Source organism: Magnetospirillum fulvum (assembly GCF_900108475.1).
Classification (GTDB): domain Bacteria; phylum Pseudomonadota; class Alphaproteobacteria; order Rhodospirillales; family Magnetospirillaceae; genus Phaeospirillum; species Phaeospirillum fulvum_A.
Map to the genome: position 1 here is coordinate 276,788 of NZ_FNWO01000005.1, position 19,899 is coordinate 296,686.

At 65.9% G+C, this 19,899-nt stretch carries 19 protein-coding genes and 1 pseudogene; 12 read left to right on the top strand and 8 right to left on the bottom strand.

The features are described from left to right. Positions 1 to 25: 25 nt before the first annotated feature. The 3 genes from BLW40_RS08185 to BLW40_RS08195 all read left to right on the top strand — a co-directional run bounded on the left by BLW40_RS08185 (position 26) and on the right by BLW40_RS08195 (position 3,533). Positions 26 to 1,459: an alpha/beta hydrolase gene (locus tag BLW40_RS08185; protein WP_074767410.1), complete on the top strand. Its 1,434-nt coding sequence runs from the start codon at positions 26 to 28 to the stop codon at positions 1,457 to 1,459. A 559-nt stretch (positions 1,460 to 2,018) separates the two neighbouring features. Further along, positions 2,019 to 2,531, top strand: a complete 513-nt coding sequence (locus BLW40_RS08190) for a helix-turn-helix domain-containing protein (RefSeq protein ID WP_074767413.1) — start codon at positions 2,019 to 2,021, stop codon at positions 2,529 to 2,531. A 126-nt stretch (positions 2,532 to 2,657) separates the two neighbouring features. Further along, complete coding sequence (locus BLW40_RS08195; RefSeq protein WP_074767416.1) at positions 2,658 to 3,533, top strand: radical SAM protein; 876 nt, start codon at positions 2,658 to 2,660, stop codon at positions 3,531 to 3,533. Positions 3,534 to 3,683: 150 nt separating this feature from the next. Here the strand turns inward: BLW40_RS08195 and BLW40_RS08200 are convergent, their stop codons facing one another. The 7 genes from BLW40_RS08200 to BLW40_RS08230 form a co-directional block, all read right to left on the bottom strand. Then, the gene (locus BLW40_RS08200) at positions 3,684 to 4,190 is read right to left on the bottom strand and encodes a disulfide bond formation protein B (RefSeq protein WP_074767419.1); all 507 of its coding nucleotides are present in this window, start codon (positions 4,188 to 4,190) and stop codon (positions 3,684 to 3,686) included. 70 nt (positions 4,191 to 4,260) lie between these two features. Continuing rightward, the gene (locus tag BLW40_RS08205; RefSeq protein ID WP_074767422.1) at positions 4,261 to 5,046 is read right to left on the bottom strand and encodes a MetQ/NlpA family ABC transporter substrate-binding protein; all 786 of its coding nucleotides are present in this window, start codon (positions 5,044 to 5,046) and stop codon (positions 4,261 to 4,263) included. A gap of 35 nt (positions 5,047 to 5,081) precedes the next feature. Further along, positions 5,082 to 6,422, bottom strand: coding sequence for a phenylacetate--CoA ligase family protein (locus BLW40_RS08210; protein WP_074767425.1), 1,341 nt, complete (start codon positions 6,420 to 6,422; stop codon positions 5,082 to 5,084). 14 nt (positions 6,423 to 6,436) lie between these two features. Beyond that, positions 6,437 to 7,111, bottom strand: coding sequence for a methionine ABC transporter permease (locus tag BLW40_RS08215; RefSeq protein WP_074767427.1), 675 nt, complete (start codon positions 7,109 to 7,111; stop codon positions 6,437 to 6,439). Continuing rightward, positions 7,080 to 8,135 carry a methionine ABC transporter ATP-binding protein gene (locus BLW40_RS08220; RefSeq protein ID WP_074767429.1) on the bottom strand — a complete coding sequence of 352 codons (1,056 nt, stop codon included), beginning with the start codon at positions 8,133 to 8,135 and terminating at the stop codon, positions 7,080 to 7,082. Before BLW40_RS08220 ends, BLW40_RS08215 begins: the two co-directional genes overlap by 32 nt. Positions 8,136 to 8,253: 118 nt before the next feature. Beyond that, on the bottom strand, positions 8,254 to 8,487 hold the full coding sequence (locus BLW40_RS08225; protein ID WP_074767431.1) for an FmdB family zinc ribbon protein: 234 nt from the start codon (positions 8,485 to 8,487) through the stop codon (positions 8,254 to 8,256). Between the two features lie 105 nt (positions 8,488 to 8,592). Beyond that, complete coding sequence (locus BLW40_RS08230) at positions 8,593 to 8,838, bottom strand: hypothetical protein (RefSeq protein ID WP_074767433.1); 246 nt, start codon at positions 8,836 to 8,838, stop codon at positions 8,593 to 8,595. A 213-nt stretch (positions 8,839 to 9,051) separates the two neighbouring features. On the opposite strand from BLW40_RS08230, the gene BLW40_RS08235 reads away from it, so the two are divergent. The 9 genes from BLW40_RS08235 (at position 9,052) to BLW40_RS08275 (ending at position 19,516) form a co-directional block, all read left to right on the top strand. After that, complete coding sequence (locus BLW40_RS08235) at positions 9,052 to 10,098, top strand: sulfate ABC transporter substrate-binding protein (protein ID WP_074767435.1); 1,047 nt, start codon at positions 9,052 to 9,054, stop codon at positions 10,096 to 10,098. Then, positions 10,085 to 10,933 carry a sulfate ABC transporter permease subunit CysT gene (gene cysT / locus BLW40_RS08240; RefSeq protein WP_074767437.1) on the top strand — a complete coding sequence of 283 codons (849 nt, stop codon included), beginning with the start codon at positions 10,085 to 10,087 and terminating at the stop codon, positions 10,931 to 10,933. Before BLW40_RS08235 ends, cysT begins: the two co-directional genes overlap by 14 nt. Continuing rightward, positions 10,933 to 11,766: a sulfate ABC transporter permease subunit CysW gene (gene cysW / locus BLW40_RS08245; RefSeq protein ID WP_074767439.1), complete on the top strand. Its 834-nt coding sequence runs from the start codon at positions 10,933 to 10,935 to the stop codon at positions 11,764 to 11,766. The genes cysT and cysW overlap by 1 nt, the downstream gene beginning before the upstream one ends. A gap of 8 nt (positions 11,767 to 11,774) precedes the next feature. After that, a complete protein-coding gene (locus BLW40_RS08250; protein ID WP_074767441.1) occupies positions 11,775 to 12,824 on the top strand; it encodes a sulfate/molybdate ABC transporter ATP-binding protein in 1,050 nt (349 codons plus the stop codon). A gap of 251 nt (positions 12,825 to 13,075) precedes the next feature. Beyond that, positions 13,076 to 15,115, top strand: a complete 2,040-nt coding sequence (locus BLW40_RS08255) for a nitrite/sulfite reductase (protein WP_074767443.1) — start codon at positions 13,076 to 13,078, stop codon at positions 15,113 to 15,115. Beyond that, positions 15,112 to 15,855, top strand: coding sequence for a phosphoadenylyl-sulfate reductase (locus tag BLW40_RS08260; protein ID WP_074767445.1), 744 nt, complete (start codon positions 15,112 to 15,114; stop codon positions 15,853 to 15,855). The genes BLW40_RS08255 and BLW40_RS08260 overlap by 4 nt, the downstream gene beginning before the upstream one ends. Beyond that, positions 15,852 to 16,652, top strand: coding sequence for a sulfate adenylyltransferase subunit CysD (cysD, locus tag BLW40_RS08265; protein ID WP_074767447.1), 801 nt, complete (start codon positions 15,852 to 15,854; stop codon positions 16,650 to 16,652). The genes BLW40_RS08260 and cysD overlap by 4 nt, the downstream gene beginning before the upstream one ends. Before the next feature lie 18 nt (positions 16,653 to 16,670). Next, positions 16,671 to 18,542, top strand: coding sequence for an adenylyl-sulfate kinase (gene cysC, locus BLW40_RS08270; protein ID WP_074767449.1), 1,872 nt, complete (start codon positions 16,671 to 16,673; stop codon positions 18,540 to 18,542). A 122-nt stretch (positions 18,543 to 18,664) separates the two neighbouring features. Then, entirely contained in the window at positions 18,665 to 19,516 is an 852-nt protein-coding gene (locus tag BLW40_RS08275) for an OmpA family protein (RefSeq protein WP_074767451.1), read from the top strand. Between the two features lie 100 nt (positions 19,517 to 19,616). Here the strand turns inward: BLW40_RS08275 and BLW40_RS08280 are convergent. Next, positions 19,617 to 19,899: pseudogene (locus tag BLW40_RS08280) on the bottom strand (IS481 family transposase); the annotation flags it as partial.

Sequence of the window (19,899 nt, forward strand, 5' to 3'; positions counted from 1 at the left end):
GGCCGGAATCGGGGGGAGAAAAATCATGCGCTTCGTCTTCGCGATGATGATGGTTCTGGTGTTGCTGGCCCCCGTTTCGGGCCGCGCGGCCGAGAGCGGCGCGGCCTGGTCGGCGGTGCGGCACGGACTCTCGGCGATGCCGCTCGAACCGTGGCGGGACGGCACCAGCGACAAATCGTTCGCCGCCTATGTCGCCGATACCCGGGCCGGGCTGGATGCCGCCCGCACGGCGGTCGAGCCCGACGCCGCGAAACGCGCCGCCCAGGTCGAACTGGTCGCGCCCCGGCAATGGCCGTTGGCCGAGGAATGCGGCGGCACCGCGAAAGACGGAGTTCTGCTGATCCACGGTCTTAGCGATTCGCCGTTCCTGATGAAGGATCTCGGCGACGCCCTGGCCCGGCTGCCGGGTAAGTGTCTGCTGGTGCGCTCGATCCTGCTGCCGGGACACGGCACCCTGCCGGGCGATCTGGTCCGCCCCACCGCCGCACAATGGAAGGCCGCCGTCCGCTATGGCACCGACAGCTTTGCCGGTCAGGTCGGGCGGGTCCATCTCGTCGGCTTTTCGACCGGGGCGACGCTGGCGCTCGACCTTGTCCTCAACGGCGCACCGACCGCGCCGCCGGTCGCCTCGCTGATCTTGCTGTCACCGTCGATCGGGCTGACCAACCGCTTTCCGCTCCACCGCATTCCGTTCGGGTTCGAGTTGTTCCAGGCGATCATGACCGCCGCCTCGGGCTTTGGCCCCGAAGGCCATTGGCTGCGGATCGACGAGGACCAGGATTTCGCCAAGGCCGAATCTTTTCCGGTGATGGCGCCGCGCCCGCTGATGGAGGTGATGACCGAGGTCGAGACCTCGACTCGTCCGCTGACCCTGCCGGTGCTGATGGCCTTCGCCGCCGAGGATGTCACCGTCGATTCGCTGGCCTCGCTCGATTTCTTCCACGCTCGCGTCAGCAATCCCGACAGCCGCGTCCTGCTTTATGTCGCCCCCGCCACCCTGGCGGCCCAGCCCGATCTTTACGCGGCGCGGGAGAGGCGGGATCACCGGATCGTCTGTCTTCATGGCTTGGGCGGAGACGATGTCGGCTGTGCCCCCGCCCGCAGCCCCGCCGCCGTGACATGCCCCTTTGGCGACCAGGCGGGCACCTGCATCACCGCGCTGAGCCATATCGGCATCCCGATTTCCCCGACCAATCCGCATTACGGGGCGACGGGCGATTACCGCAATTGTCTGGCTTATTCGAGCCGGAAGGACTGGCCCCGCTTCTGCGGCTGCGTGACGGCGGAGCAGCGCGCCGGGTCGGCGCTGTGCCGGGGCGTCCTGCCCGCATCCGGTCCGGTGCGGCTGGGCGAGCCGACCAAGGACGACATCGCGACAAACGGCCCGTTGACCGCGCGGTTAGGCTATAATCCGCTGTTCGACCGGCTGGTGGACAAGGTCGCCGATTTCCTGAAGTGATCGGGTCGGCGCGGCGGCCAAACAAAAACCCCCGCACAGGGGGGATGTGCGGGGGCCTTTTGATCTCTCTCCGGACGGGGGGGCATCCGAAGAGCGGAGGGTCGCGGCCCGGGAGGGGGAAGGCCGCACCATGGACAAGGCGGGGAGTTCAAATCCGCCGAGGATCGAGACGCTTGTTCCGGATCGGGGTGACCGTTTGACCGAAACCTTATGGTGAGAGTATGCCTCCGCCGAGGTTACCGGGACATTTCGCTCAGATGATCTTTCTGTAATGAGTCAAAAGCCGAGCGGACGGAAGCGGCTGAGCGGGCAGAGCGTTCCGTTGCGTCCACGTCAACAGAGTCGCTTGACATTGCTCGCATTTCACGGCACTTCCCCGCGCTCGTCATCATCTTAGCGCGGGTCGGCCCGGCCCAGCCACAACCCTAAGATCATTCCGGCTATCTAAAAAAACAGCCTTCGAGGGATCATTTCACCGATGAGCCCTTGATATCCGCGCCACACGTAGTTAATTCGCACTATGCTAATAGTATGCAACCCTGTTCGGGTAGGACCCATCATGATCGCAAAAGAAAAAGTTGCTTCGACGACGGGAGACGTGGCGCCCGCTCCCTCGCGCCGGAAATCGACCCGCGGCCGCCTCGACGACGGCAGCGCCAATCCCGTTGACATCCATGTCGGATCCCGCGTCCGCCTGCGCCGCACGCTGCTGGGAATGAGCCAGGAAAAGCTGGGCGAGGCGATTGGCCTGACCTTCCAACAGGTCCAGAAGTACGAACGCGGGGCCAACCGCATCGGTTCCAGCCGCCTGTTCGATCTCGCCCGCATTCTCGACGTGCCGATCTCGTTCTTCTATGACGACATGCCCGAGGAAGTGAAGGCGCTGTCGCCGGTCTCGATCGTCAAGGGCGAGGCGTCGCATTCGGCGGCCGCGCATCAGGAAAAAGACGTATTGGCCCGGCGCGAGACCCTGGAACTGGTCCGTGCTTTCTACAAGATCGCCGATCCCAAGGTGCGGGCGCAGGTCTATTCCCTGGCGAAGTCGCTGGCGAAGGCGTCCGAGGAGGAATAGTCCCGTCCTCCGGTCTCCCACCCCTTCGTCGCCGCTCCTCGGCGGCGAAGGGGTTGAACCCGGCCTCCGCCCCGCCGTCCGTGCTATCTTGGCGCAACGAGAATCGGCAAGGCGGGAGAGGTTCGGATGATCGAGTATGATTTTCCGTTGTGGCGGCCGCCGTCGGAAGGCGACAACCTGATCATTCAGGCGACGCTGGGATGCCGCTTTAACGCCTGCACCTTCTGTTCGATGTACAAGGCGAAAACCTTCCGCGCCCGGCCATCGGCCGAGGTGATCGCCGACATCGACCGCGCCGCCGCCCTGTGGCCCGACGCCCGTCGGGTCTTTCTTGCCGACGGCGACGCCTATTGCCTGCCGACCGACGATCTGACCCAATTGTGCGACCATCTCGCCGCCCGTCTGCCCGATCTGCAACGGATTTCGGCCTACGCCACCCCATTCGACATCCTGCGCAAAGGGGCCGACGACATCGCCCGCCTCAAGGCGCGGCGGCTGGGGCTGGTCTATCTCGGCATCGAAACCGGCTGGGACGATCTGTTGAAGCGGGTGGCCAAAGGCTCGGCGGCGCAGATGGAGGCGGCGCTGGCCCTGGCGCGCGCCAGCGGGCTGAAAGTCTCGGCGACGCTGATCCTCGGTCTCGGCGGACAAGGGGGCTGGCAGGAGCATATCGATTCCAGCGCCGATCTGATCAACCGCGCCCCCCCGGTCTATCTCTCCACCCTCCAACTCGGGCTAGAGGAGAGCGTCGCCCCCCGCTTTCTCGATCGGATCGGCCCCGGCTTCGTGCCCCAGGACGATCGCGGCGTGCTGGCCGAACTGCGCCGTCTGGTCGAACGCCTCGCCCCTCCCGCCCCGGTGATCTTCCGCTCCAACCATGCCAGCAACGCGCTGGCCCTGGCCGGAACCCTGCCGCGCGACCGCGACCGCCTGCTGGGCGAAATCGACGCCGCCCTCGACGGACGCGCCAGGGTCAGGCCGCGCTGGCTGCGCGGATTCTAAAAAGGGAGGGAGCCTAGAGCGCATTCCACTCAAACGAAGTCAGCGTGGAATGCGCGACAAGCCCGAGCGGCGCTTGAGCCACGCCAGCCCCGGAGGGGCTGCGGCCTTAGGCAAAATCCTAGAGCCGATTCCATTTGAATGGAAAAGGCTCTAGCGGCGACGACGGAGCGACAGAACCACCAGCAACGCCAACAGGCTGGAATAGGCGATGTTGAGGCTGGCCATCGTCATGCCGTGAAAGGACCAGGCGGGCTGGTCGCAAGGAGCATCCTCGATCGGGCGGCTCATCGCGTCGGCAAGATCGAAGGTCTGATCGGCCACGGTCTGCGGCGGGGCGCTGGCGGCACAGACCGCCGATTCCCACCAGAATTGCTCGACCCCGACATGGTAGAACGCGATCAGAGCGTTGAGACCCAACGTCACCGCCGCCAGCCACATCAAGGCGCGGCGGGTGGCGACCATCCGTGCCGTCCCCAGCGCCAACGCGGCCAGCAGAGCGGCGACGGCAAAGGGAAAGCGTTCGGCGACGCACAGAACGCAGGGACGCATCCCCAGTCCGTACTGGGCATACAAGGCCGAGGCCAGGGCCGCCAGACAGGCCACAAGCAGAAAAACGGCCGTGAACGCAGGGAAGGGCTGACGGGGAAATCGGCTCATCCCTCGGACTATAGTCCCCTTTCCAATCGGGCGGAAGCGAACTTCCGCCCGACCGGGATGAGGAAAAGTCCTACCACGTCGGGATAATGGTGCCGTCGAAACGCTTTGCGATGAAGGACTTGACCTCGGGCGAGCGATAGGTGGCGATGAAGGCTTGGATCGCCGGATCATCCTTGCGCTTGGTCTGGGTGACGAACCACAACCCCCACGGAGTATCAACGCCTTCGAGGAACAACGCGGTCTTGGGGTTTAGCTCGGCAGCGACGGCGTAATTGAGCGGCACGGCGGCGATATCGACGTCGTCGAGCGAGCGCGGCAATTGGGCGGCATCGATTTCCCGGATCTTCAGCTTTTTCGGGTTATCGACGATGTCGAGCGGCGTCGCGCCGATCCCAACCTTGGGATCGAGCTTGATCAGCCCGGCCTGTTGCAGCAGCAGCAGAGCTCGTGCCCCGTTGGCGGGATCGTTGGGGATCGCGACGCTGGCTCCGTCCTTGAGATCAGCCTGCGCCGTCACCTTCCTGGAATAAAGTCCGAGCGGCACGATGATGCTGCGTTCGACCGCGACCAGATCATAGCCCCGCGTCTTGATCTGGTTGTCGAGATAGGGCTTGTGCTGAAAGTTGTTGAAGTCGATATCGCCCTGAGCCAGCGCCGCGTTAGGCTGGGTATAGTCGGAAAACTCGACCACCTTGATGTCGGTGCCGGTCTTCTCCTTGTGCAGCTTGGCGGCGAACTCAAGAATCTCGGTGTAAGGCCCGGTGGAGACGCCGATCTTCAAGGGCTCGGCGGCTTGGGCAATGCCGGCTTGGGCCAGAATCAGGGCCGCTCCGAGCAGAGTGCGTAATCGAATCATGTCGTTTTGGTTCCTTGTCGCGAAAAGAGGTGGGATCAGGCCCAGACCGCCCCGCGCCGATCCTCGACCCGTTTGGCCTTGTGGGTGGCGCGCGGCAGGCTGTCGGCCTCCAGCACCGCCACCTTGGGACCAACCCCGGTGACCGCCTTGATCCGGCGGGTCAGACGGGCGGCGAGGTCGCCAGGGGGCACGGCACAGCCCCAGCGGCGTTCGACCTCGACCGTCACGATGTCCAGGTGGTTCTCGCGATCGAGCACCAGCCGATATTCGCCGGTGAAGTCGCCGTCCTGACGCACCACCGCCTCGATATCGCTGGGGAACAAATTGACGCCGCGGACGATCAGCATGTCGTCAAGCCGCCCGTGCACGCCGAGCAGGCGTTGCGAGGTCCGGCCGCAGCGGCACGGCTCGGAGGTGAACGAGACGATATCGCCGGTGCGGAACCGGATCAGCGGCCGGGCGCGCTTTTGCAGGGTGGTCAGCACCAGTTCGCCGCGCTCGCCCTCGCGGACCGGCTCGCCGGTAACGGGGTCGAGCACCTCGGCCAGGATATGGTCCTCGGCCCAGTGCAGCCCGTCCTTTTCCTCGCACATCCCGGCGCACGAGCCGAAAATGTCGGACAGGCCGTAATAATCATAGACCGACGCCCCCCACAGCGACTCGATCCGCCCCCGCGTCTCGGGGATCGAGCCCCCCGGCTCGCCCGCGACAAAGATCCGCCGCACCGCCAGATCGCGGGCGGGGTCGATCCCCTGCTTCTGCGCCGTCTCGCCCAGGTACCAGGCATAAGACGGCGTGGTCCAGATCGCCGTCGCCTGGAACTGCTTCAGGATCGTCAGCAGCCGTTCCGACGGCACCGTTCCGGCATGGATCGACAGCGCCCCCAGCTTCTGCGCCCCCAACACGCACGGCCCGCCGACGAACAGCGAGAAATTGAGCGAGTGGCAATAGCGGTCGGTTGGACGCAGTCCCGACGACCAGAATTGCCGCGCTTCGTAATCCATCCAGGCATCGAAATCGCCCGCCGTGAACGGCGACAGGGTCGGCACCCCGGTCGAGCCGGACGAGGCCGAGACGTAAACGACCTCGCTTTCCGGCACGGCGGCGATATCGCCCAGCAGCGGCACCGCTTCCTGCCGTTCGCGCAGGATTTGCTTGTTGATGAAGGGAAAGCGGCGCAGATCGTCCAGGCTTTTCAGGCTGTCCGGCCCCACTCCGGCCGCGGCGAAGCTGGCGCGGTAATAGGGCAAACCGGCCTGGGCATGGGCCAGATGGGTCCGCAGCAGCGACAGCTTCAACGCGTCCCACTCGGCGCGGGATTGCGTTTCCAGCGCGGGCGCCCAAAATCGGCGTTCGGCGGCGATATCAATCGTCATCGGAGCAATCTCCCTTACCCGTTGGCCTGGGAACGGTCGCGCTTGTTGAGACGGCGGGCGGCGGCGTCGCCCAGACTTTGAATCAGTTGAACCAGCACGATCAGCACCACGACGACGGCGACCATCACCTCGCCCTGGAAGCGCTGATAGCCATAGCGGATGCCGAGATCGCCCAACCCGCCCCCGCCGACCGCCCCCGCCATCGCCGAATAGCCGATCAGGCTGACGACGGTGATGGTGAGACCGGCGGCGATGCCGGGCAGCGCCTCGGGCACCAGCACCTTGGTGACGATCTGAAGGGGTGAGGCTCCCATCGCCTGCGCCGCTTCGATCAGCCCGGGATCGACCTCGCGCAACGAGGCTTCGACCAGCCGGGCGATGAACGGCGCGGCGGCGATCACCAGCGGCACCGTCGCCGCCGCCGTCCCGATCGAGGTTCCGACCAGCGCCCGCGTCAGCGGAATGATCGCGACCATCAAGATAATGAACGGAGTCGAGCGGGTGGCGTTAACCAACGTCCCGACAACGCGATTGAAGGTCGGCCGGGCCAGGATGTGGCCGGGCTGGGTCACCAGCAGCAAAATCCCAAGCGGCACGCCGATCAGCGCGGCCAGGACGGCGGAAACGCCGACCATCGCCAGGGTTTCCCACAAGGCTTCAAGCAACAGCTCGATCAGGCGCTGCGACACGGCCGAGAATCTCCACTTTGAGCGATTTGACGCGCAGGAAATCGAGCGCCGCCTGCAATCCGGCTTCGCTACCACCGGCTTCGACCGTCAGCGTCCCATAGGGGGCGTTCTGGATGTAGTCGATATGGCCGTGCAGGATGTTGAACGAGACGCCGAAGCGGCGGACGATCTCGGACACGATCGGCTCGTTGGCGGACGGGCCGGTAAAGGTGATCCGCATCACCAGACCCGGCGAGGTCTGCGGCGAGTGGCGCAGCCGCGACCTGACCCGTTCCGGCAGTTCGAGATTGAGCACCTCGCGCACCAGCGACCGGGTGACCGGATGGGTCGGCTGGGTGAAGACGTCGAACACCCGCCCCTGCTCGACCACCAGCCCCTGATCGAGCACCGCGACCCGGTCGGCGATTTCCCGCACCACCTGCATTTCGTGGGTGATCAGAACGATGGTCAGATTAAGGGTGCGGTTGATCTCGGCCAGCAGGGCCAGGATCGATTTGGTCGTCTCGGGGTCCAGCGCCGAGGTCGCCTCGTCGCACAGCAGCACCGAGGGGCGCGACGCCAGGGCGCGGGCAATGCCGACGCGCTGTTTCTGCCCGCCCGACAATTGCGCCGGATAGGCATCCCGTTTGTCGGTCAGCCCGACCAGATCCAGCATTTCATCGACGCGGCGCAGACGCTCGCCGCGCGGCATGTCGACCAGTTCAAGCGGCAGGGAGACATTGCCCTGCACCGTCCGCGACGACAGCAGGTTGAAATGCTGGAACACCATCCCGATGTCGTGGCGCGCCGCCCGCAAGGCCGGGCCAGCAAGACCTGACAGATCGCGCCCGGCGACGGTGATCCGTCCCCGGGTCGGGCGTTCCAACAGATTGATGCAACGGACCAGGGTGCTTTTGCCTGCACCGGACCGGCCGATGATGCCGAACACCTCGCCCTTTTCGATGGTGAGCGAAATGCCGCGGAGCACCGGGTTCGGGCCGGACGGGACACCGAAGTCCTTCTCCAGGTCGTCGATGACGATCACCCCGAGCCTCCAGAAATCTGCCGAATAGACAGATTTCAGGCTAGAGGCGGGCGACCCGGCCTGTCAACATCATTTATCTACTATTTTTGTCGGTTTGTGGGCTTATAGGCCAGCCAGCCTACAGGCGACCCTTCAATTCCGACCGGCTGTAATTGCTGAAATGCCCTTCGCGGGCGGCCTGCTGGCGGACGCGGCCCAGCGCCGCCTCGGTCTTGCCGCCGACCGACGGCGCAGACACCAGCCGTTCCAACTCGGCACCGGAACAGGCCGGACAGGCGGGCTTGTCGGACCCCATCACCAGGGTCTCGAATTCCTCGCCGCATTTAGTGCATCGAAATGAAAAAATAGGCATGATTCCTCACGATCAGTCTGGCGGATCAACGTAAGGAAACAATAGCGCCAAGCCAGGGCGGGGGAAAAGCGGCGATCAAGACCGCCGCCCCCTTTCTAGAGGCCGTCAGGCCGCCGCCGCCGTCATTGGGCAAAGCCGCCTCCCGAGGATACGGCCAGCCTCGGTCAGCAGCGGCCAGACCTCGGCGGCGGTCAACCCGTCGCGGGCCATCACCAGATGGACGATGGGATCGGCCATCACATCGGCCAAGGCGGGTTCGCCGCTGCGCCAAGGGTCATCGGCGCGCCGGGTCGATACCGCCACCGGGGCGGCATGGTAACGGGCAGAGGAAGGAAGGGTCGTGATCGTCATTGCCGTTTCCTTCTCGTCAAAACCGGGTGCGCGCGACCACTGGCGCGCGCTTCAGATGAGCGTCACCGTACCGATCGCCCCGGACCACGTCAATGATTATCTATAGATTTAGTAGATTTTGACAGCCGCTTGTGGAGAACTCAGCTTGACACCTTTAATCTAGTAACCTATAGGGGTGATGAATATCGCTTCGAGACCGAGGGGGAGAACACGATGTCAGGTGAATGGAGCAGAGACGCGGTGCGGCTGGTTCTGGCCACAGCGCTAGTGGTTGGGGCGGCGATGGCCCTCGCTGCGGCGATCCCCGGCGCGGGCGCGGCGGAAAGCCGAACCCTCCTCAATGTGTCCTACGACCCCACCCGCGAGCTGTACCAGCAGATCAACGCCGCCTTCATCAAGACCTGGAAAGCCAAGACCGGCGAGGATCTCCGTATCAACCAGTCGCATGGCGGTTCGGGCAAGCAGGCCCGCGCGGTGATCGACGGTCTTGAAGCCGACGTCGTCACCCTGGCTTTGGCCTACGATATCGACGCCATTGCCCAGCGCGGCCAGATCGACCCCAAATGGCAGACCCGATTGTCGGCCAACAGCGCGCCCTACACCTCGACCATCGTGTTCCTGGTCCGCAAGGGCAACCCCAAGGCCATCAAGGATTGGGACGATCTGGTCCGTCCCGGCATCGCGGTGATCACCCCCAACCCCAAGACTTCGGGCGGGGCGCGCTGGAACTATCTGGCGGCGTGGGGCTACGAACTGAACCGCACCAACAACGACGCGGCCAAGGCCGAAGCCTTCGTCACCGCCTTGTTCCACAACGTCCCGGTGCTCGACACCGGCGCGCGCGGCTCGACCACCACCTTTACCCAGCGCGGCATCGGCGACGTCCTGATCGCCTGGGAGAATGAAGCGATCCTGGCCCTGAAGGAAGTCCCCGGCCAGTTCGAGATCGTCGCCCCCCCGCTGTCGATCCTGGCCGAACCGTCGGTCACGGTGGTCGATAAGGTGGTCGATCGCCACGGTACCCGCGCCCTGGCCGAAGCCTATCTCTCCTTCCTCTATACCCCCGAGGCGCAGGAGATCATCGCCCGCAACCATTACCGCCCGCGCGATCCCGATATCGCCAAGAAGCACGTGACCGAGTTCCCGCCGGTCCGTCTGTTCACCATCGACGACGTGTTCGGCGGCTGGGGCAAGGCGCAGACGGCGCACTTCGCCGATGGCGGGATTTTCGACAGGGTCATCGTCAATGCCAAAAAATAATCCCGCCAAACCTTGGCGGGTGATCCCGGGGTTCGGCCTGACGCTGGGCCTGACCCTGGGGTGGCTCTCGGTTCTGGTGCTCATTCCGCTGACCAGCCTGTTCGTAATGGCCTCGGGCCTGACCCTCGACCAATGGCTAGCGATCTTTGCCGACAGTCGGGTTCAGGCCGCCTTCCGTCTCAGCTTTGGCGGCGCTTTGGTAGCGGCGTTGATTAATGCCGCCGCCGGTTTGCTGGTCGCCTGGGTGCTGGTCCGCTTCGACTTCCCCGGACGGCGTCTGATTGACGCGATGGTCGATCTGCCCTTCGCCCTGCCCACCGCAGTGGCCGGTATCGCCCTGGCCGCGCTGTATGCCCCCCAGGGCTGGATCGGCCAACTGATCGAGCCGCTGGGGATCAAGGTCGCCTTTACCCCCCTTGGCGCGATCGTCGCGATGGTGTTCGTCGGATTGCCCTTCGTCGTCCGTACCGTCCAGCCGGTGCTGGAAGACATCGATTCCGAGGTCGAGGAAGCGGCGGCGTCACTGGGCGCCGGGCGCTGGCAGACCTTTTCCCGCGTCATCCTGCCGACCCTGGCCCCGGCGCTGCTGACCGGGTTCGCCCTGGCCTTCGCCCGCGCCGTCGGCGAATACGGCTCGGTGATCTTCATCGCCGGCAACTTCCCCGGTTTGTCCGAGATCGTGCCGCTGCTGATCGTGGTCCGGCTCGAGCAATACGATTATGTCGGCGCCACCGCGATCGCCGCGATCATGCTGGTGGCGTCGTTCGTGCTGCTGCTGGCGATCAACGGCCTGCAACGCTGGAACCGTGACCGCCTGTCCCGTGGAGCCGCCTGATGCGCCGTGACGAATCCCCCCTGATCCGCTGGCTGCTGATCGCGCTGGCGCTCGGCTTTCTCGGCCTGTTCCTGGTGCTGCCGCTGGCCGCCGTGCTGGCCCAGGCCCTGGGCAAGGGAACCGGAGCCTATTTCGCCGCCCTGACCCAACCCGACGCCTGGGCTTCGATCCGCCTCACCCTGCTGGTTGCAGCCATTGCGGTGCCGGTCAATATCGGCTTCGGGCTGGCGGCGTCGTGGGCGATCGCCAAGTTCGACTTTCGCGGCAAAAGCCTGCTGATCAGCCTGATCGACCTGCCCTTCTCGGTCTCGCCGGTGATTTCCGGTCTGGTCTTCGTCCTGCTGTTCGGGCTTCAGGGCTGGTTCGGCGAGACACTGCGCGACCACAACATCCGGGTGCTGTTCGCGGTGCCGGGGATCGTGCTGGCGACGATGTTCGTCACCTTCCCCTTCGTCGCCCGCGAATTGATCCCGCTGATGGAGGAGCAGGGCCGCGAGGAGGAAGAGGCCGCCATCGTGCTGGGGGCTGGCGGGTTCAAGACCTTTCTGACCGTGACCCTGCCCAACGTCAAATGGGGCCTACTGCACGGCGTGCTGCTGTGCAACGCCCGCGCCATGGGCGAATTCGGCGCGGTGTCGGTGGTGTCGGGCCATATTCGCGGCCTGACCAACACGATGCCGCTCCATGTCGAGATTCTCTACAACGAATACGATTTTGTCGGCGCGTTCGCCGTCGCGTCGCTGCTTGCCCTGCTCGCTTTGCTGACCCTGGTGGCCAAATCGGCTCTGGAATGGCGGTTGCGGGACGAAATCGCCGCCCTTCGCCAGTCATAGAGGCCGCAATGATCGAAGTTCAGAACATCACCAAGCATTTCGGCGCGTTCCGGGCGCTCGACAACGTCTCGCTCCAGGTGCCGAAGGGCAAGCTGGTGGCGCTGCTGGGGCCATCGGGATCGGGCAAGACCACGTTGTTGCGGATTCTCGCCGGGCTGGACGCCCCCGATCACGGACGGGTGATCCTGGACGGGATCGAGGCGACCGAACAGAAAGCGCGCGACCGCGGTATCGGCTTCGTCTTCCAGCATTACGCCCTGTTCCGCCATATGACCGTCGCCGACAACATCGCCTTTGGCCTGACGGTGCGCAAAGGCAAGGACCGGCCGCCGCGCGCCGAGATCGACCGCCGCGTCGCCGCCTTGCTCGATCTGGTCCAACTCAGCGGGCTGGCCGGGCGCTATCCCACCCAATTGTCAGGCGGACAGCGCCAGCGCGTCGCCCTGGCCCGCGCTCTGGCGGTCGAACCCCGTCTGCTGTTGCTGGACGAGCCGTTCGGCGCGCTCGACGCCCAGGTGCGCAAGGAACTGCGCCGCTGGCTGCGCCGCCTCCATGACGAACTGGGGCTGACCGGGGTGTTCGTCACCCACGATCAGGAAGAAGCGTTGGAGGTCGCCGACGAGGTGGTGGTGATGAACAAAGGCCGGATCGAGCAGATCGGCACCCCCGCCGAAATCTACGATCAGCCCGCGACTCCGTTCGTCTATCGCTTCCTCGGCAACGTCAACTCGCTGCCCTGCGCGATCCATGACGGACGGGCCGAAATCGCCGGTCTCAGCCTCGCGATCGAGGCCCCCAATTCCGGCGGCGAAGGCGACGGGATCGCCTTTGTCCGTCCCCACGATGTCGAGCTGCGCCCCCCCGCCGACGGGCTGCCCCGCGCCGTGGTCGAGCAATTGGCGATCCTGGGGCCGGTGGTCCGCGCCGACCTGCTGTTGCCCGGCAACATCTCGCTTGAAGTCGAGTTGACCCGCGAGCAACACACCCATCTTTCGCTGGCGAAGGGCTCGTCGGTCGGACTTTCGCTGCGCCGAGCCCGCGTTTTCGCCGGGGCCTGACAGGTCCGCACATCTATATGCGGAAGATTAATCGAGATAGACCACCCATATATGCCTGTGGCGGTCTCCCTCGTCCCTTTTAACACCTCTCACCTGCGAGGTTTGATTTAGGCCCATAAATCACATTAATATTTTGTCGTATCGACTTAATTTACACAATCCGTGTTGACACCCGAATAGCGGAGACGCTATTGCCTTGGGTCTGTTGCAGGACCCGAGAGCGATTCGGGTCGACGAGAAAGGGCCTAGGGATGAGCGACGCGAACCACGCACTTATCGAATCCGGTGAACCATTGGCGCGCGTCTCGGATGCCAGCGAGTACCGCGACGGCCTGCGTCGCTATCGCGGCGGCGGGTGGGACGAAGAGCGCTGGTCGTCCTTCCGCCTGCGCCACGGAATCTATGGCCAGCGCCAGGCCGGGGTGCAAATGATCCGGATCAAGATCCCGGGCGGGGTGGTGCCGCTGTCGTGGCTGTCGGTCCTGGCCGGTCTGACCCGCGATTTCGCCCAAGGCCCGGCCCACATCACCACCCGCCAGGACATCCAGCTCTACCATATCCCGCTGGAGCGGACCGCCGATGCGCTCGACCGGCTGAACGCGGGCGGAATGACCTCGCGCGAGGCGGGCGGCAATACCGTCCGCAACATCAATGCCTGCGCCCTGGCCGGAGCCTGCCCGCGCGAACGGGTCGATGCGGGCGAGGTCGCCAGCCGCCTGTCGCGGCTGTGGCTGCGCCATCCGCTGGTCCAGGCGATGCCGCGCAAGATGAAGATGACGGTATCGGGCTGCGCCACCGATTGCGGCGGGGCGACGATCAACGATCTTGGCCTGATCGCGGTGGAAAAGAACGGCCGTCCCGGCTTTCGCGCCCTGGTCGGCGGGGGCTTGGGCGCGGTGCCCGGCATCGCGATCGAACTGGCCGATTTTGTCGTCGAGGAAGACGTGCCCGCGCTGTTCGAAGCGGTGATCCGTCTCCACATCCGCCATTCGACCCGGACCGAGCGGGCGCGGGCGCGGCTGCGCTTCACCATCAAACGTCTGGGAGCCGAAGCGTTCCTGGCCCAGTTCCGCACCGAATTCGACCGCCTGCGCGGTCTGACCCAACGAGCTTGGCCGCCGCTCGACTGGCGTCGCCCCACCGAGACCGATAGCGGCCCGCTGGCCCCGGACGGGCGGGTCACCGCGCCGGACGGAACCGTCGCCGCGATCGTCCCGGTCCCGCTCGGACAATTGAGCGCCGATCAACTGGACGGGCTGGCCGCGATCGCCGAGCGCTTTGGCGCCGCCCAGGCCCGACTGACCCGCGAGCAGAACCTTGTCCTGCTCGGGCTTGCGCCCGACGCCCTGGCCGGGCTGGCCGAGGCGCTGGCGGCGATCGGGCTGGACAGCCCCGAAGCGGGCGCGGCCAAGGCCTCGGTGGTGACCTGCCCCGGCATCACCACCTGCCGGATCGGCATCAACAATTCCCGCGCCTTCGGCCACAAACTGGTCGAGGATATCGCCGCCGAGCCCGACGAAGACCATGCCCCGGTGCTGATCCGCGTCTCGGGCTGCCATAATTCGTGCAGCCTGCATCATGCCGCCGAGATCGGCCTGCACGGTCTGACCAAAACCGTCAACGGCCGCCCCGCGCCGCATTACCGGCTGCATCTGGGCGGCGACGTCCGCAACGGTGCCTTTGCCGTCGAAGGCCCGATCGTGCCCGCCAAGCTGGCCGACCGCGCCGTCACCCTGCTGCGCCGCGCGCTCAAAGACGACCGCACCCCCGGTGAAAGCGTCCGCGACTGGGCCGTCCGGCTGGGGCCAGACGGGATCGCCCGCCTGCTCGAACCGCTGGCCGCCACCGCCCCCGCCGAAGATTGGTTCGTCGATTGGGGCGAGACCCGGCCCTTTACCGGGCCGCCACGCGCCACCGGCGAATGCGCCGCGCCCCAGGCTCCGACCGCTCATCTCGGCGATCTCGCCTTGGACGCGCTGGCCAATTTCGACCGCTTCCTGGCGGCGGGACGCTGGCCCGAGGCGTTGAAAGCGGGCGAGGAAGCCTCGGTTCTGGCGATTCGCCGCCTGTTGGTCGCCCATGGCATCGCCGTCGCCGACACCGACGAGGCCGAAACGGTGTTCGCCCGGTTCCGCGCCAGCCCCGCCGCCACCCCTCGTTTTATCGAAGCGTTCGATTCCGTGCTGGCCGAGCGGACCTCGGCCCTGGTCACCGGCAGCGCCCAATTCTATCGGGATGCGCTATCCTGGCTGCTGGAGTCCACCCTTAACCCGAGCGGACGGACGGTATGAGTCGAATTGACATCGAGACAGCAACACGGCTGGCCCAACGCTGGTCCGCTTTGGACGGGCTGGCCTTGCTGGAGGCGGCGATTCGCGGGCCTGAGGCGGTCACGATCGCGGCGCTGACCTCGTTCGGTACCGAATCCGCCGTTCTGCTCGATCTGGTCGCTCGGGTCGATCCCGACCTGCCGGTGATCGTGCTGGATACCGGCGAATTGTTCGACGAGACCACCGACTATATCCGCACCCTGTCGGCCCATCTCGGCCTGCGCCGGGTGACGGTCAGCGGACCGACCGAGGCCGAGCGGCGCGAGGCCGACGCGCTGTGGGAGACCGACCCCGACCGCTGCTGCGGCCTGCGCAAGGTGGCCCCGCTGCTCCGCGCCGCCGCGCCGTTCGACGCCCTGATCGACGGCCGCCGCCGCGCCCACGGCTTCGAGCGGACCCAGATGCCCACCGTCGAGGTCAGCGGTCCCGTGCTGAAGCTCAGCCCGCTGGCCGGGTGGAGCGATACCGATATCGAAACCGCCTTCGTCGAACGCGGCCTGCCCCGCCATCCGCTGGAAGAGCAAGGCTATCGCTCGATCGGCTGCTGGCCCTGTACCCGTCCGGTCCAGCCCGGCGAACCGGCCCGCGCCGGTCGTTGGGCCGGAGCGGCCAAAACCGAATGCGGCATCCATACCCGCTTGCACGCGCCCGACGCGGCGGCGGCTCCCCTTGAACCCGGAAACCCGAACGGATTGTCATGAACGATCTCGACGCCCTGGAAAGTCAGTCGATCTATATCCTGCGTGAGGCGTTCAACCGCCTGGACAAGATCGCCCTGTTATGGTCGATCGGCAAGGATTCCAACGTATTGCTGTGGCTGGTGCGCAAGGCCTTCCTCGGCCACGTTCCCTTCCCGGTGATCCATGTCGATACCCATCACAAGATCCCCGAAATGATCGAGTTCCGCGACCGGGTCGCCCGCGAATGGAACCTGCCGCTGCTGATCGGCCAGAACGATGCCGCGCTGGCGGCGGGGATGGGGCCGCATCTGGGCCGGGTCGAATGCTGCACCGCGCTGAAGACCGAGGGGTTGAAGCAGGTGATCGCCGACAACAAGCTGACCGGCGTCATCGCCGGGATTCGCCGCGACGAGGAAGGCACCCGCGCCAAGGAACGGGTGTTCAGCCCCCGCTCGGAAACGGCGGAATGGGACGTCAAGGACCAGCCGCCGGAATTCTGGGGCCAGTTCAAGACCGACTTCCCGGTCGGCACCCACATCCGCATTCATCCGCTGCTGGCCTGGACCGAGCTGGATGTCTGGCGCTACATCCGCCGCGAATCGATCCCGGTGGTCAGCCTGTATTTCTCGAAGGACGGCAAGCGTTACCGCTCGCTGGGCTGCGCGCCCTGCACCAGCCCGATCGAGTCCACCGCCTCCTCGGTTGACGAGATCATCGAGGAACTGGAGACAACGCGGATTTCCGAACGGTCGGGACGCGCCCAGGATCGCGAGTCCGAGGACGCGTTCGAGCGTCTGCGGACCGGCGGCTACATGTAGTTCAGGAAGCTCAGTGCAATGACCTCCACCACTTCTCCGATGAACATCGTCGTCGTCGGCCACGTCGATCACGGCAAATCCACCCTGGTCGGCCGCCTGCTCCATGAAACCGGCGCCCTGCCCGACGGCAAGGTCGAGACCCTGCGCGAAGTGTGCGACCGGCGCGGCATGCCGTTCGAATGGGCCTTTGTGATGGACGCGCTCCAGGCCGAGCGCGACCAGGGCATCACCATCGACACCGCCCGTATCCGCTTTCGCACCCAGGCCCGGCCCTATGTCATCATCGACGCGCCCGGCCACAAGGAATTCCTGAAGAACATGATCACCGGCGCGGCCTCGGCCGAGGCGGCCCTGCTGGTGATCGACGCCGCCGAAGGGGTGCGCGAGCAATCGCGCCGCCACGGTTATCTGCTCCATTTGCTGGGGCTGCGTCAGGTCGCCGTCGCCGTCAACAAGATGGATCTGGTCGGGTTCGATCAATCCCGCTTCGACGAGGTCAAGGCCGAGATCGTCGCCTATCTCGGCTCGATCGGGCTTTCCCCCACCCATGTCATCCCGGTCGCGGCGCGCAGCGGGGCCAACATCTCGGCCCCCGCCACCGAGACCCCGTGGTACACCGGCCCGACCGTTCTGGCCGCGCTGGACGGCTTTACCCCGGCGGTTCCCGACACCGATTTGCCGCTGCGCTTTCCGATTCAGGACGTCTACAAGTTCGACCACCGCCGCTTGATCGCCGGGCGGATCGAATCCGGTCGGCTGGCCGTCGGCGACAGCCTGACCTTCGCCCCTTCGGGCAAGACGGCGCGGGTCGCCAGCCTGGAACATTGGGGCGCGGGCGAGGTGTTGGACCAGGCCGGAGCCGGGCGCTCGGTCGCGATCACCTTGGACGAACAGATCTTCGTCGAGCGCGGCCAGATCGCCAGCCATGCCGACACGCCCCCGACCCTGTCGCATTCGATCGCGGCGCGGCTGTTCTGGCTGGGCCACAATCCGCTGACGGTGGGCGCGCGCTATCGGCTGAAGCTGGCCACCGCCGAACACACCGTCGAAGTCTCGGCGATCCGCCGGGTGATCGACGTCGTCGATCTTGGCCATCATGACGGGATCGAGGTCGGCCGCAACGCGGTGGCCGAAATCGAGTTGCGGACCCGCACCCCGGTCGCCCACGATGCCTTTGCCGACAATCCCCGGCTGGGCCGCTTCGTCCTGGTCGAGGGGCACGACATCGTCGGCGGCGGCGTCATCGCCCGCACCGAGGGCGAGCGGATCGGCGCCGTTCTCAACCACGGCATCCACCCGGTCGATCTGCACGCCCGCAGTCTTGCCAACGGCCATCGCGGCGGTGTGCTCTGGCTGACCGGCCTGTCCGGCGCGGGCAAATCGACGATCGCCGCCGAAGTCGAACGCCGCCTGTTCCTGCGCGGTTGGCAGGTGACGATTTTGGACGGCGACGCGCTGCGCCTCGGCCTCAATTCCGATCTTGGTTTTTCGCCCGAGGACCGGGCCGAGAACATCCGCCGTTCGGGCGAAGTCGCCCATCTGCTGGCCGAGTCCGGATTGATCGTGCTGGCCGCCTTCATCTCGCCCTATCGCGCCGACCGCGACCGGGTGCGGTCGATCAACCCGGAAGCGTTCCACGAGATTCACGTCGCCACCAGCCTCGACGAATGCGAACGGCGCGATCCCAAGGGGCTGTACGGCCAGGCCCGCGCCGGGGCGATCCCCCACTTCACCGGCCTGACCGCCCCCTACGAGCCGCCGGAAACGCCCGAACTGGCCCTGGTCACCGAAGGTCGCTCGGTCGAGGAAAGCGTCTCCGACCTGTTGCACTATATCGACGCGACATTCGCCCTGACGGCCCAAGAACAGGCGGAACGGTGGGGATTATAGCCATCAACTTACAGGACATGCGGCGACTCGACCGCACGGTTCCCTCGTTATATGCTGTTTCGACAAAACACCGAACCGCCGCCCCTGTGCGGACCAGGGTTCCTGACGAGGAGACAGGCTTAATGAGAAGGCTACGTATCGTTTGCGCCATCGGCACGGCGGCCTTGGCCGCTGCCTGCGCCACACCTTGGGAAGTGGCCGATGTCCAAACGGCAATCGAAGCTCCGCCCGCCTCGACCGGACCGGCCTTCACCCGGGCATTATTTGACGAATATCGCGGCATCGCCAAGTCCGAGGCGCTGGTGCAATACGATTGGATCAATGCCGCTGTGTTCGCCCGCAAGGGCCTGCGGGCCGCCGATGGCGAGGTGGTCGCCCCCGAAGACATCGCCGCGTGGGACATTCCCGCCGACCGCGTCGCCGAACTGACCGCCGCCCGGACCAAGCTGGTCGGCTATCTGTCGACCGGCGCGGCCGACCGGGTGCCCGCGCTCGCCGCCAAGGCCCAGGCGTCGTTCGATTGCTGGGTCGAAGAGGAATCCGAGGGCGACAGCCTGTCGGAATGCCGCTCGACCTTCGTCAAGACCGTCGCGCAATTGGAGCCCGAGCCCCCGGCGGTGAATCCGCCCAGCGCGGTCGAGCCCAAGGTCATCCGCACCTTTGTCGTCTATTTCGACCTCAACAAGGCGACCCTGGGTCCGAAGGGGCAGAAGACCCTGGCCGAAGCCGCCGCGGCGCGGGCCGAGCTTGCCCCCACCGCAATCCACGTCATCGGCCACACCGACACGTCGGGCAAGGCCGCCCTCAACGACCGCCTGTCGGCCCAGCGGGCCAGCACCGTCGCCGAGGCCCTGGCCCGTCTTGGCGTCCAGGCCGATCAGAAGGCGTTGGGCAAGACTCAACCGGCGGTCGCCACCGGCGACGGCGTAACGGAACTGCGCAACCGTCGGGTCGAAATCCTGTTCGTGAAATAGGACCGGCGACGGCTCAAAGCGAAACCCTCCCCCGGCCAGCTGTTTAGACCGGAGAGATGGGTAACAGGTGTTCGGGGACATGGGTGACAGTTAGGGCATCCTAATCCACCGGGTCGCGCAAGTCGATTTGCGCGACCCGGTGTGCGCCGAAGCATGCCTCCCAAATCCCATCGCAGGATGTTGGCCTGAGGGCAAGGCTGTGGCCCTTGAATGCCTTGCACAGGCGGATCTGGCGGCCTTTGAAGCTTATAAACCCGCCGTCCTGGACCTTGCGCAGGGTTTCGCCTGGGGCGTAATCGGGCGAAGAAAGTATCTCGGGAAAGGCCCGTCGGCTCGCCCTGTAGCGATCCATCGGCACCGCCATGTCGAGGGCCTCGTGCGGG

Excerpts from the sequence above, each read along its gene's own strand:
- BLW40_RS08185 (WP_074767410.1), top strand. The coding sequence starts at position 26 with ATGCGCTTCGTCTTCGCGATGATGATGGTTCTGGTGTTGCTGGCCCCC.
- BLW40_RS08190 (WP_074767413.1), top strand. The coding sequence starts at position 2,019 with ATGATCGCAAAAGAAAAAGTTGCTTCGACGACGGGAGACGTGGCGCCC.
- BLW40_RS08195 (WP_074767416.1), top strand. The coding sequence starts at position 2,658 with ATGATCGAGTATGATTTTCCGTTGTGGCGGCCGCCGTCGGAAGGCGAC.
- BLW40_RS08200 (WP_074767419.1), bottom strand. The coding sequence starts at position 4,190 with ATGAGCCGATTTCCCCGTCAGCCCTTCCCTGCGTTCACGGCCGTTTTT.
- BLW40_RS08205 (WP_074767422.1), bottom strand. The coding sequence starts at position 5,046 with ATGATTCGATTACGCACTCTGCTCGGAGCGGCCCTGATTCTGGCCCAA.
- BLW40_RS08210 (WP_074767425.1), bottom strand. The coding sequence starts at position 6,422 with ATGACGATTGATATCGCCGCCGAACGCCGATTTTGGGCGCCCGCGCTG.
- BLW40_RS08225 (WP_074767431.1), bottom strand. The coding sequence starts at position 8,487 with ATGCCTATTTTTTCATTTCGATGCACTAAATGCGGCGAGGAATTCGAG.
- BLW40_RS08230 (WP_074767433.1), bottom strand. The coding sequence starts at position 8,838 with ATGACGATCACGACCCTTCCTTCCTCTGCCCGTTACCATGCCGCCCCG.
- BLW40_RS08235 (WP_074767435.1), top strand. The coding sequence starts at position 9,052 with ATGTCAGGTGAATGGAGCAGAGACGCGGTGCGGCTGGTTCTGGCCACA.
- cysT (WP_074767437.1), top strand. The coding sequence starts at position 10,085 with ATGCCAAAAAATAATCCCGCCAAACCTTGGCGGGTGATCCCGGGGTTC.
- cysW (WP_074767439.1), top strand. The coding sequence starts at position 10,933 with ATGCGCCGTGACGAATCCCCCCTGATCCGCTGGCTGCTGATCGCGCTG.
- BLW40_RS08250 (WP_074767441.1), top strand. The coding sequence starts at position 11,775 with ATGATCGAAGTTCAGAACATCACCAAGCATTTCGGCGCGTTCCGGGCG.
- BLW40_RS08255 (WP_074767443.1), top strand. The coding sequence starts at position 13,076 with ATGAGCGACGCGAACCACGCACTTATCGAATCCGGTGAACCATTGGCG.
- BLW40_RS08260 (WP_074767445.1), top strand. The coding sequence starts at position 15,112 with ATGAGTCGAATTGACATCGAGACAGCAACACGGCTGGCCCAACGCTGG.
- cysD (WP_074767447.1), top strand. The coding sequence starts at position 15,852 with ATGAACGATCTCGACGCCCTGGAAAGTCAGTCGATCTATATCCTGCGT.
- cysC (WP_074767449.1), top strand. The coding sequence starts at position 16,671 with ATGACCTCCACCACTTCTCCGATGAACATCGTCGTCGTCGGCCACGTC.
- BLW40_RS08275 (WP_074767451.1), top strand. The coding sequence starts at position 18,665 with ATGAGAAGGCTACGTATCGTTTGCGCCATCGGCACGGCGGCCTTGGCC.